Source organism: Deinococcus sp. Leaf326, assembly GCF_001424185.1.
GTDB lineage: Bacteria > Deinococcota > Deinococci > Deinococcales > Deinococcaceae > Deinococcus.
Map to the genome: position 1 here is coordinate 527262 of NZ_LMOM01000001.1, position 16244 is coordinate 543505.

A 16244-nucleotide genomic window follows, 5' to 3' on the forward strand; every position below is an offset into this window, starting at 1 on the left:
GTCCACTTCACCCCTCCCGGTTGACGATGTGGCGGATCTCGCCGGGTGCCACGTCCAGCAGATCGGCCACCACGAGCGGATAGACCGGCCGCGCGGCGACCCTGTCCAGCGCCACCCACTCGGTGAAGACCTCGGCGTTGTCCAGCACGGTGAAGGAGGCGCCCGGCAGCTCGGGCGGAGCCTCCATATGAAAATAGAAACCGATCTCGTGCTGGCGCGCGTCCGGCGGCCCGAAGAAGTTCTCGACAATGCCCACCAGCCGCAGCGGCCCTGGCGGCGTGCCGGTCTCCTCCCGCCACTCGCGCGCGGCGCAGGCGTACACGTCCTCACCGGTCATCAGGGCCCCGCCGGGAACAAAGGCGAAATGCTGATGGTGCTGGGCGTTCACGAGCAGCTGACCGGCACGCACACACAGCACGGCCACCCGTACGCTGAATTTCAGGCCCCCCAGGGGCAGACGGATATCGGTCACGCGTCCCAGCGTACTGTTCCGCCGCGCCGGGTCGGCACAGGCCTGGCCCGCTATAGTCCCCCATATGCTGTTTCTGTCGGCCCTGCTGCTGCTCGTCGCGTTTCTGGTCGGGAGCCTGCCACTGGGGCACTGGCTGTTGCAGCGGGCCGGGGTCAGCACCCGCCTGAACAACGCGCACAACCTCGGCGTCGAAAACGTGTTGCGCCGTGTAGGCCCAGGGCTGGCCCTGAGCAGCGCGGCGCTCGACGCGGCTAAGGGTTTTGTCGCCCTGCTCATGGCCGCGAGCCTGGGCCGCCCCGAACTGACTGTGCTGGCCGCCCTGGCCGCCTATCTGGGCCACCTCAACCCGCCGCGCGCGCTGTACGGCCGCACGCCGCCGCGTGGGCGCGGGAACCTCGTGCTGCTGGGCCTGCTCGCCGGGCTGACGGTCACGGGCGCCCTGCCCTTCTGGGCGACGCTGCTGCCGGTGCTGCTGTACGCGGCGGTGGCCGGCTACTGGGGCTATGTCGGCGCGGCGACCGTGGCCGGGCTGGCCGGACTGGCGCTGGCAGGCGCGGCCCTGCCGCTGGGACCGGAGGCCAAACTGGCGCTGCTGGGCCTGCTCGCGGCCGCCGCATGGCGCTTCAAGGAAAATCTGGGCCGGATGCTCGACGGCACCGAGCCGCGCGTGGGTGAGGACGTGCCGCTGGCCGGCAAACGCAACGACGTGGTGGTGGCCGCCTTCATGATCCATCCCATGACCCTCAAGGACTTCTGGCAGACCCGGCGCTTCGCGTGGATGCGCCCCCTCGTCGAGCGCGGCGTCCTGAGCGAGAAGACCGTACGCCAGTTCGCCGACGAGGTGCGGCCCATGAAGGTAGGCGAGCTGCGCGGCATCCGCACGGCGCAGGGCCAGGAAATCCGCTGCTACCTGATTTCCAGCCCGCTGCTGCCCGACCGCTTCCGCGACGCGCCCGAGCTGGCGACCCGCCGGGCCATCGAGGGCGCGCGGCTGGCGCAGGAGCTCGGGGCGTCGGTGTTCGGACTGGGCGCTTTCTGGAGCGTGGTGGGCAACAAGGGGGTGGACGTACAGGCCGCGGTACCGGACATCACCGTCACCAACGGCGGCGCCTACACCTCGGGCACCATCAAGGCTGCCATTCCAGGCATCCTGACGCACTTCGCCGAGACCGGACGCGACCTGAAGGCCGCCACGGCGGGCATCGTGGGGGCCAACGGCGTGGTCGCCTTCGGGATCGCGCGCACCATCGCGCCGCAGGTCGGGCGCCTCATCATGATCGGGCGCGATCCCGAGAAGCTCGAGCGCAGCGCGAACACCCTGCGCCGCGCGAACCAGACCACCGAGATCATCACGACCACGAGTTACGACACCCTGAAGGACGCCGACCTGATCTTCACGGCCACGAGCGACCCCAATCCGGTCGTCTTTCCGCAGCACGTCAAACCCGGCGCGTGGATCTTCGACGAGGGCCGGCCCGCCGACGTGGACGAGAGCGTGGCGCGGATCCCCGGCGTGCGCGTGATTCCCGGCGGCGTGGTGCGCCCGCCCGGCAGCATGACGAGCAACATCGACCTGCAGTTCGGGGAGGGCGCCGTGCCCGCCTGTCTGGCCGAGACCCTGATCATCGCCTCGACCGGCGACTACGCCCGCAAGAGCCTGGGCGGGCAGACCTTGAGCGAGAACATCAATTTCTTCGTGGACGAAGCGCAGAACCTGGGATTCACGGTGGTCGACTGAGGTAAGAGGGCAACTGGCCGCCTGGCCCACTGGCCTAGGCCGGCCGGCGCAGTTCATCCGAAGAGGGTTACGTCATGCTGAACGTCCACACCGCGCAAATGTGGATAAGCATACCCAGCCCTGACGCCGCCGGGCGGAAAATAGAGGCATCCGAATGACGCTACTCGTCCTCTTCCCTTCCTGCGCCGTGAGCCGGGGAGGACTGCGCCCCCACGCGGCCAGACAGGAGCACCGTTGACAGACTTCACCACGAACGCCGCCCCCAGCCCCGCCACCGCCACGCTGACCCTCAACGACCAGCGCGAGGCGTATGCCCTGCTCGGCGCGAACGACGCCAACCTGCGGCGGATGCGGGAGCTGACGAAGGCCAAGATCATCGCGCGCGGCGAGACGGTCACGATCACCGGAGACGAGCCGGACGTGCAGGCGGCCGAGCGCATGGTGCAGGGCGCCCTCGACCTCGTGCGCGGCGGCGGCGAGCTGACCCCGGAAAGCCTGCTGCGCAGCGCCCGCCTGAGCACCGAGGGCCGCAGCCTGGCCGCCGAGACCCAGGTCACGGGCCTGAGCCTGCCGCGCGGGCTCAAGCCCAAGACGCCGGGCCAGAAGCTGTACCTGGAGATGATCGAGAAGTCCGACATCGCCTTCGGGATCGGCCCGGCCGGGACCGGCAAGACCTACATGGCCGTGGCGATGGCCGTGCAGGCCCTCAAGGCCAAGAAGGTCAAACGCATCATCCTGACGCGGCCGGCGGTCGAGGCGGGCGAGCGCCTGGGCTTCTTGCCCGGCGACCTCCAGGCCAAGATCGACCCATACCTGCGTCCGCTGTACGACGCGTTGCAGGACATGCTCGACCAGGAAAAGTTCGAGTCGTACCTCACGAGCGGCGTCATCGAGATCGCCCCGCTCGCCTTCATGCGCGGGCGCACGCTGAACGACGCCTTCATCATTCTCGACGAGGCGCAGAACACGACCGGCGAGCAGATGAAGATGTTCCTGACGCGTATGGGCTTTTCGAGCAAGGTCGTCGTGACCGGCGACGTGACCCAGATTGACCTGCCGCGCCACGTGACTTCGGGCCTCGCGGTCGCCAAGCGGGTCCTGAGCCGCATCGAGGGCATCGGCTGGCACGAGTTCACCGACGTGGACGTGGTGCGTCACCCCCTGGTGGGCCGCATCATCCGGGCCTACGAGGTGGCCGAGGACGCCGAGGAGGACAAGCGCGCCGCCCGCCGGGGCGAGTTCGCCCGGATTCCCGAGGTCGAGGGCGACCGGGTGCCCAGTGCTCCGGTCACCACCGACCGGGTTGCTGTTACCGGCGACTGAAGCCAGTTCGACTGGAGCTGGCCTGGGGGCCGGGCGTGGGGAGACCTCTCCTCCCCCCGGCCCCCAGCCCTTATCCTCTCCCTCGTGATCGACCTTATCGCCCGCAAGACGCCGCCCCCCGGCCTGCGCCCCGCCCTGCGCGCCAGCCTGGAGGCGGCGATGGTGCATTTCGGAGTACAGGAGCGCGAGGTGACGGTCGTGCTGGTAGGCGACCGGACCATCCGCGCGCTGAAAAAGGAGCACTGGGGCGAGGACGCTGCGACCGACGTGCTGAGCTTCCCGACCTGGGAGCCGGGTGACCCGTTCGTGCCGCCGCACCTGGGCGACATCATCGTCAGCCTGGACACGGCGGCGCGGCAGGCGCAGGCGCGCGGCCACAGCCTGACACGCGAGGTCGCGCTGCTCGCCAGCCACGGCCTCGCGCATCTGGTCGGGCACGACCACCCGCACGCCGAGGGCCTGGGCTTCGAGGAAGGTGCGACCGGCGAGGAGTGGGAGATCTTCCACGCCGCCTGGGCCGCCGCCCGAGCCGCCCTGCCCGCCGGGGCCTGACATGCGGCTGGAGGGCGGCTCGGCGCTGAGCCTGCGGCGGTGGTGGCGCTCGGCAGGTTTTGCCCGCGCCGGCATTGCCCACGCCTACCGCACGCAGCCCAACTTCCGGGTCGAGGTGTGGGCGGGGACGCTGGCCTGCGCCGTGGCCCTGGCCCTGCGCGCGCCCTTGGCCCCGGTCGCGCTGGCCTGCGCCCTGGTGCTGGGCCTGGAACTGGTCAACACGGCGCTGGAGGCCGTGGTGGACCTCGCCAGTCCCGAACTGCACCCGCTGGCGAAGGTGGCGAAGGACGCCGCCGCCGGAGCGGTGCTCGTCGCCAGTGGGGGGGCGCTGCTCGTCGCCCTGGCGGTGCTTCTGCCGCCGCTGCTGCGGGTTCTGGGCTTCTAGTCGGAGAGGCCGGCAGCCGGTCGGTGCTCTAGATAGCAGAAAAGGTCGCCGGGCCCGCTGCCCGGCGTACTGCCCACTCAGACCGGCGCGCCCAGCAGCAACAGGCCGTCCAGAAAAGGAAGTTGTTCCGCCTTCAGCGGAAAGCCCTGCGGCGTACCGTCCGGCGTGGGAAGCGCCAGCCCACCCAGGTCGGACGCGGCGAACAGCCGGGCCGTAGGTATACCCTGCCCGGCCCCCACCTGCCGATGACTGGCGACGAAGGCGTAGTCCCCGCCCAAACGAAGGTCCAGATGTGCCCCGGCGCTCCACCAGCCCAGCGTCTCGCCCCTCATCCGCATCTCGCTACGGGGGCGCTGGAGGTGCGAGTTGTGCGCGAAGACGAGGGTGGGGCCGCGCGGGCGCTCGCGGTCGGCCACAGCCGTCAGGTGGTCGGCCATGAGGAGGTCGCGCAGGGCCAGCATCCTCTCCACGCGGGTGGGGGTCGGGGCCAGATCGGCCATAACCGCGTGGTAGCGCAGCAGTCCGGTCGCCGTGCGGGCGTGCAGGCCCGCCTCCCAGAAGCCGGGCCGCGCGGCCAGTTCGGGGGCCTGCCGGCACAGCAGTGTGGCGAGGTCGTCGGCCAGCACCCGCAACTCGCGCGCCTGTGGGGTGCGGCCCAGCGACGCGGCCGGGTTCAGCGCCGCCGCCTCGTCGGTCCAGTGGGCGTCGTCGCCGCACAGGCGCTTGAGGGTCGCCGCGTCTACCGCCACCGCCTGTCCGTGCTCGGTCAGGAAGGCGTGCAGCGCGAGCAGGCTGGTACGCGGGCTGGCCGCCCACATGTTCTCCAGCGGCGGGTCGAAGCCGTAGAAGCACACCTGATCGGCGCGGTCCCGGCCCGCGTTGACCTCGCGCAGCCACGCCACCAGGGCGTGGTTGGCGGTGTAGGCCCCGAAGCCGTGGCTGAAGCCCGACCCTATCACCTCGTCGAGCGTGGCTTCGCCTGCCGTGACGTGAGCGTTCACCCGCAGTCCGGCCACAGCGTCACTCTCGATGGCGATGGACCGGAAGCCATGCTCCTCGACGAGCGCACGCAGGAAGCGGTTGCGCCAGAGCAAAAAGCCCTCGTCCCCGTGGGTCGGCTCGCCCAGGGCCAGCAGTCGGGGACGGACAGGCAGAGTGGTGAACAGGGAGGCGAGGGCAGCTCCCGGCCGGGTCATGTCCCAGCCGGGTTCGGACAGATGCAGAGTCGACATGCCAGCTTCCTTTGCCGCAGAGCCGCCGCAGGCACGGCTGCTCCGGCCCCCTCATCTTTCCTGTGCGGGATGTGAGTCGCCTTACGAGAAAGCCTTTATCCGCCCTTCATCCCGCGGCCGCCCTCAGAACACGACCGTCTTGTTGCCGTAGACCAGGACGCGGTCCTCGACGTGCGCCTTGACCGCGCGGGCGAGCACCTGCCGCTCGACGTCGCGGCCCAGGCGGACCAACGTCTCGGGCGTCTCGCGATGGGTCACGGCCGTCACGTCCTGCGCGATGATCGGCCCGGCGTCGAGTTCCTCGGTGACGTAGTGGCTCGTCGCGCCGATGAGTTTCACGCCCCGGTTGAAGGCCGCGCGGTACGGGTTGGCCCCCACGAAGGCAGGCAGGAACGAGTGGTGGATGTTGATGACCGGCCGCCCGAAGTCGCGCAGGAAGTCGCCCGAGAGGATCTGCATGTAGCGGGCCAGCACGGCGAACTCGGCGCCCGCCTCGCGCAGCAGCCGCACCTGCTCGGCCTCGGCCTCGGCCTTGTTGGCCTTGTTTACCTCGATGACGTGAAAGGGAATGCCGAACATCTCGGCGTCGCGGCGCAGGTCCTCGTGGTTGCTCAGGATCAGGGGAATCTCGACGTTCAGCTCGCCCCGGCGCTTGCGCCACAGCAGGTCCAGAAAGCAGTGGTCGTAGCGGCTGACCAGAATCGCCATGCGCTTGGGCTCGCTGGCGTAGCTCAGGCGCCAGTCCATGCCGAAGGGACCGGCCACGACCGCCGCGAAGGCGCGCTCGAAGGGTTCGCGGGCGAGGTCGAGACCGCCGAGGTGAAACTCCATGCGCATGAAGAAGCTGCCGCCCGAGGGATCGGTGCTGTGCTGGTCACTGTGCAGGATATTGGCGCCGTGGTTGTGCAGGAACTGGGAGACGGCCGCCACAATGCCCTTGCGGTCGGGGCAGGAGATGGTGAGCGTGGCGGTGCCCTGGGGGTCAAGGGGCGCGGAGGGAGAGGGGGAAGCCGGGGCCGTCATCTCCGGCGAGGATACCGCCCGGCACCTGCGGCCCGCGCCCGCGTAGGGGTCTGGCCTGCCTGGACAGGTAGAGAGGCGGATGCTCTAGCCTGCCCCCCATGTCCAAGCTCCTGGCCTACGATCCGGCGAAACACGCCGAGCTGCTGACGCATTACTGCCTGTACGCCGCGCCCGGCGAGAGACTGTTGATCGGGGCGAGCAGCGCCGCGCTGCCCCTCGTGGCCGAGACGCACCGCGCCATGCTGCGCGCGGGCGCCCGCCCTGTGGTGCGCCTGGGCTACCCCAGCCAGGACGACGATCTGGCCGCCCTGGCCAGCGACGAGGTGCTGGACACCACACACATGGCCGACGTCGAAGACATGCGCGCGATGGATGGCACCCTGCGGATTCTGACCCCCGAGGCTCCGGGCTCCGGCACGGACGGCCCCGGCGACGCCGCGCGGCGTGCCCGGCTGGGCGCCTCGCGCGCCGCCCTGGCCGCCGCCCGCGCAGGCAAGAAGTGGAGCCTGACCCTGTATCCCACCCCGCACGCCGCCGAGCAGGCCGGCATGAACGAGGCCGAGTTCGGGGACTTCGTGATGCGCGCGATGTTCCTAGACCGCCCCGATCCGGTGGCCGCCTGGGGCGAGGTGCGCGCCACGCAGGCCCGACTGATCGAGCGCCTGACCCGCGCCGATACGGTGAAGATCGAGGCGGCGGGCACCGACCTGACCCTGCGCGTGGGGGGCCGGACCTGGGCCAACAGCGACGGCAAGCGCAACATGCCCAGCGGCGAGGTCTTCACCGGGCCGCGCGAGGACAGCGCCGAGGGCTACGTCACCTTCGACATTCCGGCGGAGTACGGCGGCGTGCTCGTGCGCGGGGCGCGGCTGGAATTCCGGGCCGGGCAGGTCGTGTCGGCCCGCGCCGACGAGGGCGAGGCCACCCTGCACGCCGCCCTGGCGACCGACCCCGGCGCGCGCTTTCTGGGCGAGCTGGGCATCGGCACCAACTCCGGCATCCAGCGGCCCACCGGCAACATCCTGTTCGACGAGAAGATCGGCGGCACGGTACACCTCGCCGTCGGGCGCAGCTACCCCGAGACGGGCGGTACGAACCAGTCGGCCGTCCACTGGGACCTCATCGCCGACCTGCGCGGCGGCGGCCGGATTCTGCTCGACGGCGAGCTGTGGCAGGAGAACGGCCAGTTCGTGTGACCCTGGTCTGGGGCCCGGCTCTCCAGCCGGTCTTCACGCCGCGCCGGTCCAGCCCACGGTTTCCCTAAAGACTGGCCGCACGACCCATGAAGGCCGCCTTGGCCGGGGGGCCATCTCCCCTCCAGGCGGCTGCCCTAGGCTCGGCGACATGAGTGACGAGAAGAACCAGTCCGCCGGGAACACACCGGTCAAGAACCAGTACGAGATGCGCGATCCGCTCACGCAGTACCCCCGGCCGCCCTTTCCCGAGCAGCCGCAGCCCGCGCCGGGCCTCGACGCCCGCATGGTGCCCGAACCCGACCACGGCGAGACGAGCTACCAGGGCTTCGGCCGCCTGAAGGGCCGCAAGGCGCTCATCACCGGGGGCGACTCGGGCATCGGACGCGCGGTCGCCATCGCCTACGCCCGCGAGGGCGCCGACGTGGCTATCGGCTACCTCCCCAGCGAGGAGGAGGACGCGCAGGAGGTCATCAAGCTCATCGAGGCGGCGGGAGTCAAGGCACTCGCGCTGCCGGGCGACCTCAAGGACGAGGCGTTCTGCACCGGCATCATCGAGAAGACGGTCGAGGCCTTCGGCGGGCTCGACATCCTGGTGAGCAACGCCGCCAAGCAGGTGTTCCAGGAAAGCATCGCCGACATCACGACCCAGCAGTTCGACGAGACCTTCAAGACGAACGTGTACGCCCTGTTCTGGCTGACCAAGGCGGCGATCCCGCACCTCAAGCCCGGCTCGACGATCATCACGACCACGTCCATCAACGCCACGCAGCCCTCGGAAACGCTGCTGGACTACGCGACCACCAAGGCCGCCATCGCCGCCTACACCGAGGCGCTTTCGGGCCAGCTGGCCGAGAAGGGCATCCGCGCCAACGCGGTCGCGCCTGGCCCCTTCTGGACGGCCCTGCAGCCCAGCGGCGGCCAGAGCCAGGAGAACCTCAAGAAGTTCGGCGAGCAGGTGCCCCTCGGGCGCCCCGGCCAGCCGGCGGAAGTGGCCTCCCTATACGTCCTGCTCGCCTCGCAGGAGTCGAGCTACATCACGGGCGGTCTGTTCCCGATCACCGGCGGCAAGCTGATGTGACCGGCCAGAGGGAGCCTCCGGGCTTCCTCAATCCCACTCCCACTCGCGCCAGTCGCTGGATTTTGCCTCAGCCGACCGGGGGGTGGGGGTTTTTTTGGCATCCGGCGAGAGATACCACGGGTAGACGAGCGACAGGGCCGCGTCCAGCCGCCCGCGCAGCAGCTCGGCGAGGGTGGCGGCCTCTGCCTCAGTCACCTGGCCCAGTTCTCCAGTCAGTTCGGCCTGTACGGCGGCCAGCGTGGGCAGGTAGGGATCGCGGGCCTTGCGCACCGAGCCCTTTCTCAGCGGCTCGGGGTAGATGACTGGAACGTAGCTCTCGGCGGCGGCGCGCAACTGGGCGGCGCGGCGGGCCGCCTTCTCGGCGCGCCGGTGTTCGGCACGCTCGCGGGCGTCGGCGGCGCGGGCCTGGGCCGCCAGAAAGGCGTCCTCGCGCTCGACCTCGTTCACGCGCTCCTCGCGGTAGAGCTTGACGGGCGGCAGCTTGCGCCGGCCCATCTTCAGGCCGTTGGGGCGGGTGGCGTCGTGCTCGCCCAGAAACTTGAGGATGAGCGTGGGGGTCCAGCCGCGTTCCTTGAGGTCCTGGGTCGCCAGAAAACCGGGCGGGTTGAGCGGCACACCGCGCCGCGGCCGGTCCTCAGTCATGGCGCGGCGCGAACAGCCGGGCCAGAAAGGGCCGCGCCTGCGGGAGGGTGTCCACCAGCCGGAGCAGCGGCGCTTCGAGGTCCGGGAGAAGCCGGGGCGTGCGGGTATACACGTCCAGCCCGGCGGGCGTGAAGAGCGTGGGCGCGAACACCGTCACGGCCCAGACCTGCGCCTGCGGGTCGTGGGCCAGCAGCTCCCAGCGACTGGGGGTCAGGCAGGTGGGGAAGGTAAGGCCGCGCCACTCGAAGCGCCCGGCACCCTCGGCGCCGTGTCCCAGCGGCCGGTCCAGACCCACGATCAGGCGCGGGCGGCCGGCGGCGGTGGCGCGGACCGTGTCCACGACGCGGCCGTCCGGCAGGAGCGCGTAGGTGACGCTGGGATTGTCCAGCCGGCGCCACAGCGGCAGGCTGGTGCGGGTCACGTACCACGTCCCCGTGACGGCGTGCGGGTCGAGCCGGCCCGTCCGGCCGGGGAACGCGGCGGCGAGGCTCACGCCGGGCCGCCGGGCCACTCGCGGCGCAGCAGGTCGAGCCGTACGCTGTCGTGCCGCACTCCACCCACCACCCGCGCCTCGCGCACGCGCCCGCACTCCCGGAACCCCAGCCGGCGCGCGAGGCGGATCATGCGTTCGTTGCCGCCCCAGGTCGTGACGGTCAGAGTCTGGGCATCTGTCCAGTCCAGGGTATCCTGCACCCACAGGCTCAGGGCGCGCGTGCCCACCCCACCGCCCCAGTAGGCCGGGTCGAGCAGCAGGATGCCCAGGTCCCACCAGCCGCCGCCGACCGGTTCCTCCTCCGAGCGGTTGACCATGCCGACCACCTGTTCCCCCACCACGACCAGCCGCTCGTCGGGGTCGGGGGTGGTCTGGCGCAGGTACTTGACGTAGGCGCGCATGGTCTCGGTCGTCTGGGCCGGCGGGGTGTAGGGCGCGTCCCAGACTCGCCACTCGGCGGCAGGATCGGTGAGCCAGCGCGCCAGGGCCGGCACGTCTTCCGGTCGGCGGTCGCGCAGCGTCACGGCCAGGGCGGGGAGGTCACTCACGGCGCGGAGTATGGCAGAAGCGCGGCGACGGGAATGGGCTACGGCGACCCGTCACCGGCTGGCCGGCGCCCGGCGCAGCCGCAGGTAGCGGTGCCCGGCGACCGTGACTGTCTCCTGCCCCGCGAACCCCAGGCGACGGTAGAGCCGCTCAGCCGGGTTGCCTTCCTCGACGAGCAGCGCCAGGGGCAGCCCGGCGGCCTCCGAGCGCGCCGCGCAGGCCGCGACGAGCGTGGCCCCCAGCCCCCGCCCCCGCGCCGTCTGGGCGACCGCCAGCGTGTCGAGGTACAGCTCACCCGGCCGGGCCTCGGCGGCAATCTGGTCAGGGCGGCCCAGGGCGCGTAGGCGGTCCCGGAAGGGGACGTCCAGCGCCGCCGCTCCGTCACCGGGATACAGCACCGCGAGGCCCAGGGGCACGCCACCTTCTTCCAGCAGCAGCGTGAATTCGGCGCTCAGGCGGTGGCCGGGCCGCCTGAAGAACTCCGCGATGACCTTCGCCGCTCCCGCGTCATCCGGCTCCCCCGTCAACGCGTGACCGATGGCCCCGATGGTCGCCTGGATGAGCGGCGCGGCGAAGGCGGCGTCTCCAGGGACGGCGGGGCGAACCCGGAGGGCGTTTGGGGCCTGAAGCGACATGCCCGGACTATGCCACGCCCGGCCTCTGGACCCCCGGCCCCTCCCCTGCCTTCAGGGGCCTGCCGGTGAAGAACAGCTCAAGCGCCGGGCATCCGGGCCGCGCGCGCGCCCGCTACGGTGACGCCATGCCCCTGAAACCGGATATCGAGCGTCCCGAGACCCAGAGCAGACGGGTGGGATTCGCCATCGTCGGCATCGGCGAACTCAGCGCCGAGGAACTCATCCCGGCCGCGCGCACGAGCGAGCACGCCTACGTGGCGGCCCTGGTCACCGGCGAACGCGGCAAGGGCGAGGCCTTCGCCCTGAGTCTGGGCCTGACCCCGGACGACGTGTACACCTATGAGGAGTACGACCGCCTCGGTGAGCGCAGCGACGTGGAGGCCGTGTACGTCGTGCTGCCCAACTCGATGCACCGCGAATACGTGGAGCGGGCCGCGAAGGCGGGCAAACACGTCCTATGCGAGAAGCCGCTGGGCGTGAACGCCGCCGACGCCCAGGCCATCGTGGACGCCTGCGCGGGGGCCGGGGTGCAGCTCATGACCGCCTACCGCTGCCAGTACACCCCGGAACACTGGGCGGCCCGCCAGGCCGTGCAGGAGGGCCGGCTGGGCAAGATCAAGCTGCTCGACTCCATCCACGTGCAGGTGCAGGACGACCCCGAGGCCTGGCGCCTCAAGCTCGGTCTCGCAGGCGGCGGGCCACTGCCGGACGTGGGCATCTACAGCCTGAACACCATCCGCTTCGTGACCGGCCAGGAACCCGAGTGGGTCTTTGCCGCGCAGCACCAGCCCCAGGGCGACCTGCGCTTCACGGAGGTCGAGGAGTCGGTGAGCTTCATGCTGGGATTTGCGGACGGTGTGGTCGCCAACTGCCTGACGAGCTACGGCGCCCTGAAGACCTCGACCCTGCGGGTGCTGGGAGAAGAAGGCGCGCTGCTGATGGACCCGGCCTTTCCCTACGATGGCCTGAAACTGACCATTGAGGACGAGGCCGGCAAGTTCGAGCCGAGCTTCGGCAGCTACGACCAGTTCTCTCAGGAGTTCGACCACTTCGCGCAGCGGGTCCGCGACGGCCAGCGCCCCTGGACCCCTGGCGAGGAGGGCGTGCAGGACCACGTGATTATGGACGCGGTCTACGAGAGCGCCCGCAGCGGGCAAGTCGTGCGCCTGAAGTTCGTGGAGGGCCAGGACGCCTTCCGGGGCACTCCGCCCGAGGTGCCCGGCCAGGACTAGGCGGCACGGCCCCGTATTCCCTCAGCCGCAGCGGAAGGGAATAGGGCACGGGCCTACACAGCACACGCCCCTCGTCTCGACATTGGCCCCGAAGGCCAGCGCCGAGAGTGGGGCGCCTGTTTTCAGGGCGGCATGGGCCGCGCGGCAGTCACCGAAACGGCCGGCGATGCGCTCCCGGCCGGCCAGCAGCCCCTCCTCGCGCACGATGCGGGCCACGGCTCCCGAGCAGCTCTCACCGCCGTGCAGGGCCGCGTGCGCGCAGCGAAAGCCTTTGTGCGGCGAGAGCCGGCGCTGATAGAAACGGATGGCGGTCAGGGCGAGTCGTTCCGGAAGGGGCATGGGCCAGCGTGGCACGGGCTTGGTCTGGTCACCTCCCGAAGAACCCAAGGCAGCTTGACCCTCTGGCCATAAAATCCACCACAAGATGGCCCGGTTATCTAAACCGGGCCGTCTTATGAATTGCGGGAGATCAGTTCGTGGTGATCTTGGTGGCGGTGATGGTGTCGCCCGAAATCGCGCCTTCGACCGCCACGGAAGCGTTGTTGCGGTCGGTGCCGAAGAAGTCGTCGGCGGTGGTGGCGGTGCCTTCGTAGGCGGTGGTGGCGTCCACGTTCACGGTGTAGTTCTTGTCGTCTTCGTTGAGCATGAAGGTGCGGGCCGTGCCGTCGAAGCTCATGACCGAGCCTTCCAGGCCGTCGCCGGCCGCCATGTCGGCTTCCTCGCTGGCGTTCGCCGAGTCGCCGTTGGCCAGGGTGCTGTCGGCGGGGGTGCCTTCGGTCGTGGTGGCGTCGGGTGTGGTGGCCGTAGTGTCGGTGGTGGCCGTAGTGTCGGTGGTCGTCGTCGTGGTCGTCGTGTCGGTCTTGGGGGCGCAGGAAGCCAGGAGACCGGCGGTCAGCAGAATCGTCAGGATGCTCTTCATGAGGTCATGATGGCGACTCGCCCCCTCGGCAAGCATGAGCATGAGAGCAACGCCCCTTCACGCGGGAGTTAACAAACATATGGAATTCAAGGCCGTCTCAAGAAAGTCATCAGGGCTATGAACCCTCACGGCCGGAAGCTGAAGTTCTCCTCGCTGTCCACATCCACCGTGACGGTTCCGCCACCGGTCAGGCGGCCGAACAGCAGTTCGTCGGCCAGCGGGCGCCCCAGCCGTTCCTCAATCACGCGGGCCAACGGGCGGGCGCCCAGCGCCGGGTCGTACCCGAGTTGGGCCAGGCGGGCGCGGGCAGCGGGCGTGACCGTCAGGGTGACGCGGCGCTCGGCGAGCTGGGTCTCCAGGGCGCGCAGGAACTTGTCCACCACGCCGGCCAGAACGGACGGCGAGAGAGGCGCAAAGTGGATCACGGCGTCCAGACGGTTGCGGAACTCGGGCGTGAAGGTGCGCTTGACCGCCTCGCTCTCCTCGCCGGCCCGGCCTACCCGCGAAAAGCCCAGCGCCGGACGGCTGGCGTCAGCCGCGCCCGCATTCGTCGTGAAGATCAGCAGCAGGCCGCGGCCGTCCACCTTCTTGCCCGCATGGTCGGTCAGGGTGCCGTGGTCCATGAGTTGAAGGAAGACGTTGTACACGTCCGGATGTGCCTTCTCGATCTCGTCGAGGAGCAGCACGGCGTGAGGATGCTTGGCGACCGCATCGGTGAGCAGACCCCCCTGGTCAAACCCCACGTAGCCGGGAGGCGCCCCAATCAGACGCGCGACCGTATGCGGCTCCTGGTATTCGGACATGTCGAAGCGCGCAAGGTGAATACCCAGGCGATCGGCCAGCGCGCGGGCCAGTTCGGTCTTGCCGACCCCGGTCGGCCCGGCGAACAGGAACATGCCCTGCGGCTTCTGGGGGTCGCGCAGGCCCGCGCGCGCCAGCTTGACCGCCGAAGCGACCGCCTGCACGGCCTTCTCCTGACCGAAGACGCGCGCGCCCAGGTCGGCCTCCAGGGTGGCGAGACTGCGGACCTCCTCGGCCTTCACGGCGCCCAGCGGCACCCGCGCCATACGCGCCACCGTCGCCTCGATGTCGCTCACCGCGAGCTCGCCGCCCCGGCCGGCGCTGCGGCGAGCCGCCCCCGCCTCGTCGATCACGTCGATGGCCTTGTCCGGTAGGAACCGGTCGCGCAGGTGGCGCGCCGAGAGCCGCACGGCGGCGTCCAGGGCATCGTCGGCGTAGGTCACGCCGTGGTGCGCGGCGTAGTGGGGCGCGAGGCCGCGCAGGATGGCGAGCGCGTCCTCTTCGGAGGGCTCGGGCACCTCGACGGTCTGGAAGCGGCGCCACAGCGCCCGGTCCTTTTCGAGGTGCCGCAGCTCGGCAGGTGTGGTCGCGCCCAGCACCCGCAGTCGCCCCCGCGCGAGCGCCGGCTTGAGGAGGTTGGCGGCGTCCACGCTGCCGCCCTCGGTCGCCCCCGCCCCGACGATGGTGTGCAGTTCGTCGATGAACAGCACGGCGTTCTGGCCGTCCAGCGCCGCGATCACCGCCCCGAGCCGCGCCTCGAAGTCGCCCCGGTAGCGCGTGCCCGCGAGCAGCGCCCCCAGATTCAGGGCATACACCGAAGCCCCCTTCAGGAAGCCGGGGGCCTGGCCGCCCGCCACCCGCTGCGCCAGACCCTCGGCCAGCGCGGTCTTGCCGACACCGGGCTCGCCCACCAGCACGGGATTGTTCTTGCTCCGGCGCGCCAGGATATGCACCGTGCGCTCGAGTTCGGCGTCCCGGCCGATGACCGGGTCGAACTCGCCCGCCCGCGCCTGGGCCGTCAGGTCGGTGGCGTAGGCCTCCAGCGGGTCGGTCTCGGCCGGGGCCTCGGCCTCGGCAGCGGCGCCGTCCACGCCCGGCACGCGGCGTTCGCGGCCCCGGCCCTCGACCTTGGCGACCCCGTGCGAGAGGTAGCTCAAGACGTCCAGCCGGGTCACGCCCTGGGCCTCTAGGGCCGCGCGGGCCGGCGAATCCTCCTCCTCAAGCAGTTCGGCCAGCACGCGCGCGCCGTCGGCCTCCTCCCCGCCCTTGCCGCTGGCGTGCAGTTGTAGCACGGCGCCCTCGACCACCCGGTGCACGCCCAGGGTGAAGTCGGGGTCGGTGTCTCCGGGCAGGTCCTCGCCGCGCGCCGAGGCGTCCTGCAGGCTGTCCTTCAGGGTCTCGCGCAGGGCTTCGACATCGGCGCCCAGGGCCAGCAGCGTGTCCAAGCCCTCGGGGTCGTGGGTCAGGGCCAACAGGAGATGCTCGAGGGTCACGTACTCGTGCCCAGCGACGCGGGCGTAGTCGGCCGCGCGCCCGATGGTGACCTGCAGGTGGTCGCCAATCATTCGCGCTCCTCCGGCTCGGCGACCACACGCAGGGGGTAGCCCTCCCGCCGCGCCTGCGCGCTGACCTGCGCGACCTTGGTCTCGGCCACGTCGCGGGTATAGACGCCGGCCACGCCCTGGCCCTTGTGGTGGACAGCCAGCATGATGAGGAGGGCGTCCTGTTCGGACTTGCGGAAGTGGCGCGCGAGAACAGCGACCACGAACTCCATCGGGGTGTAGTCGTCGTTCAGGAGCAGCACGCGCCACAGCCGGGGCTGGTCGGTCTGCGTGCGCTCCAGCGTCTGGGTGCGCTGGTCGCCGCCTGTGTGGGGGGTGCCGGGGCGGGTCATGTGCCCGAGTCTAGCGGGCACGTGCTGCGGGAAAGGTGGGGTCAGGCGGACCGGCGGGGCCAGACCGGCAGGTCCGGCGGCGA

The 16244-nt window shown here is 70.8% G+C and carries 18 protein-coding genes; 7 read left to right on the forward strand and 11 right to left on the reverse strand.

What is annotated here, in order from left to right:
* Positions 1-7 precede the first annotated feature (7 nt).
* Positions 8-472 (reverse strand): NUDIX domain-containing protein, encoded by a 465-nt coding sequence (locus ASF71_RS02640; protein ID WP_056294367.1) that lies wholly within the window; start codon positions 470-472, stop codon positions 8-10.
* Positions 473-536: 64 nt separating this feature from the next.
* Here ASF71_RS02640 and ASF71_RS02645 point away from each other — a divergent pair, with 64 nt between their 5' ends.
* The 4 genes from ASF71_RS02645 to ASF71_RS02660 all read left to right on the forward strand — a co-directional run bounded on the left by ASF71_RS02645 (position 537) and on the right by ASF71_RS02660 (position 4470).
* Complete coding sequence (locus tag ASF71_RS02645) at positions 537-2210, forward strand: glycerol-3-phosphate acyltransferase (RefSeq protein ID WP_056294371.1); 1674 nt, start codon at positions 537-539, stop codon at positions 2208-2210.
* 234 nt (positions 2211-2444) lie between these two features.
* Entirely contained in the window at positions 2445-3533 is a 1089-nt protein-coding gene (locus ASF71_RS02650; protein WP_056294374.1) for a PhoH family protein, read from the forward strand.
* An 84-nt stretch (positions 3534-3617) separates the two neighbouring features.
* The gene (gene ybeY, locus ASF71_RS02655) at positions 3618-4085 is read left to right on the forward strand and encodes an rRNA maturation RNase YbeY (protein WP_056294377.1); all 468 of its coding nucleotides are present in this window, start codon (positions 3618-3620) and stop codon (positions 4083-4085) included.
* A gap of 1 nt (position 4086) precedes the next feature.
* Positions 4087-4470, forward strand: a complete 384-nt coding sequence (locus ASF71_RS02660) for a diacylglycerol kinase family protein (RefSeq protein WP_056294380.1) — start codon at positions 4087-4089, stop codon at positions 4468-4470.
* A gap of 77 nt (positions 4471-4547) precedes the next feature.
* On the opposite strand, the gene ASF71_RS02665 is transcribed toward ASF71_RS02660, so the two are convergent.
* Positions 4548-5702, reverse strand: a complete 1155-nt coding sequence (locus ASF71_RS02665) for an erythromycin esterase family protein (RefSeq protein WP_056294382.1) — start codon at positions 5700-5702, stop codon at positions 4548-4550.
* A 123-nt stretch (positions 5703-5825) separates the two neighbouring features.
* Positions 5826-6725, reverse strand: a complete 900-nt coding sequence (purU, locus tag ASF71_RS02670; protein WP_056294388.1) for a formyltetrahydrofolate deformylase — start codon at positions 6723-6725, stop codon at positions 5826-5828.
* Between the two features lie 98 nt (positions 6726-6823).
* On the opposite strand from purU, the gene ASF71_RS02675 reads away from it, so the two are divergent.
* Both ASF71_RS02675 and ASF71_RS02680 read left to right on the forward strand, forming a co-directional pair.
* The gene (locus ASF71_RS02675; protein ID WP_056294390.1) at positions 6824-7921 is read left to right on the forward strand and encodes an aminopeptidase; all 1098 of its coding nucleotides are present in this window, start codon (positions 6824-6826) and stop codon (positions 7919-7921) included.
* Between the two features lie 148 nt (positions 7922-8069).
* Positions 8070-8999 (forward strand): SDR family oxidoreductase, encoded by a 930-nt coding sequence (locus ASF71_RS02680; protein WP_056294393.1) that lies wholly within the window; start codon positions 8070-8072, stop codon positions 8997-8999.
* A gap of 27 nt (positions 9000-9026) precedes the next feature.
* Here the strand turns inward: ASF71_RS02680 and ASF71_RS02685 are convergent, their stop codons facing one another.
* From ASF71_RS02685 to ASF71_RS02700, 4 genes are read right to left on the reverse strand one after another with little or no spacing between them, the layout of a single operon-like run.
* Positions 9027-9641, reverse strand: a complete 615-nt coding sequence (locus ASF71_RS02685; protein WP_056294396.1) for a hypothetical protein — start codon at positions 9639-9641, stop codon at positions 9027-9029.
* On the reverse strand, positions 9634-10134 hold the full coding sequence (locus ASF71_RS02690) for a hypothetical protein (RefSeq protein WP_156372556.1): 501 nt from the start codon (positions 10132-10134) through the stop codon (positions 9634-9636). Before ASF71_RS02690 ends, ASF71_RS02685 begins: the two co-directional genes overlap by 8 nt.
* Entirely contained in the window at positions 10131-10682 is a 552-nt protein-coding gene (locus ASF71_RS02695) for a GNAT family N-acetyltransferase (RefSeq protein WP_056294401.1), read from the reverse strand. Before ASF71_RS02695 ends, ASF71_RS02690 begins: the two co-directional genes overlap by 4 nt.
* Positions 10683-10733: 51 nt before the next feature.
* On the reverse strand, positions 10734-11315 hold the full coding sequence (locus ASF71_RS02700; RefSeq protein ID WP_056294404.1) for a GNAT family N-acetyltransferase: 582 nt from the start codon (positions 11313-11315) through the stop codon (positions 10734-10736).
* A 125-nt stretch (positions 11316-11440) separates the two neighbouring features.
* Here ASF71_RS02700 and ASF71_RS02705 point away from each other — a divergent pair, with 125 nt between their 5' ends.
* Positions 11441-12547, forward strand: coding sequence for a Gfo/Idh/MocA family protein (locus ASF71_RS02705; RefSeq protein WP_056295168.1), 1107 nt, complete (start codon positions 11441-11443; stop codon positions 12545-12547).
* A gap of 21 nt (positions 12548-12568) precedes the next feature.
* Here ASF71_RS02705 and yidD read toward each other — a convergent pair whose 3' ends face one another.
* The 4 genes from yidD to clpS form a co-directional block, all read right to left on the reverse strand.
* Positions 12569-12886 carry a membrane protein insertion efficiency factor YidD gene (gene yidD / locus ASF71_RS02710; RefSeq protein ID WP_056294407.1) on the reverse strand — a complete coding sequence of 106 codons (318 nt, stop codon included), beginning with the start codon at positions 12884-12886 and terminating at the stop codon, positions 12569-12571.
* Between the two features lie 130 nt (positions 12887-13016).
* The gene (locus ASF71_RS02715) at positions 13017-13466 is read right to left on the reverse strand and encodes a hypothetical protein (protein ID WP_056294409.1); all 450 of its coding nucleotides are present in this window, start codon (positions 13464-13466) and stop codon (positions 13017-13019) included.
* A gap of 125 nt (positions 13467-13591) precedes the next feature.
* Entirely contained in the window at positions 13592-15832 is a 2241-nt protein-coding gene (locus tag ASF71_RS02720) for an AAA family ATPase (RefSeq protein ID WP_056294412.1), read from the reverse strand.
* Complete coding sequence (gene clpS / locus ASF71_RS02725; protein ID WP_056294414.1) at positions 15829-16161, reverse strand: ATP-dependent Clp protease adapter ClpS; 333 nt, start codon at positions 16159-16161, stop codon at positions 15829-15831. Before clpS ends, ASF71_RS02720 begins: the two co-directional genes overlap by 4 nt.
* Positions 16162-16244 lie beyond the last annotated feature (83 nt).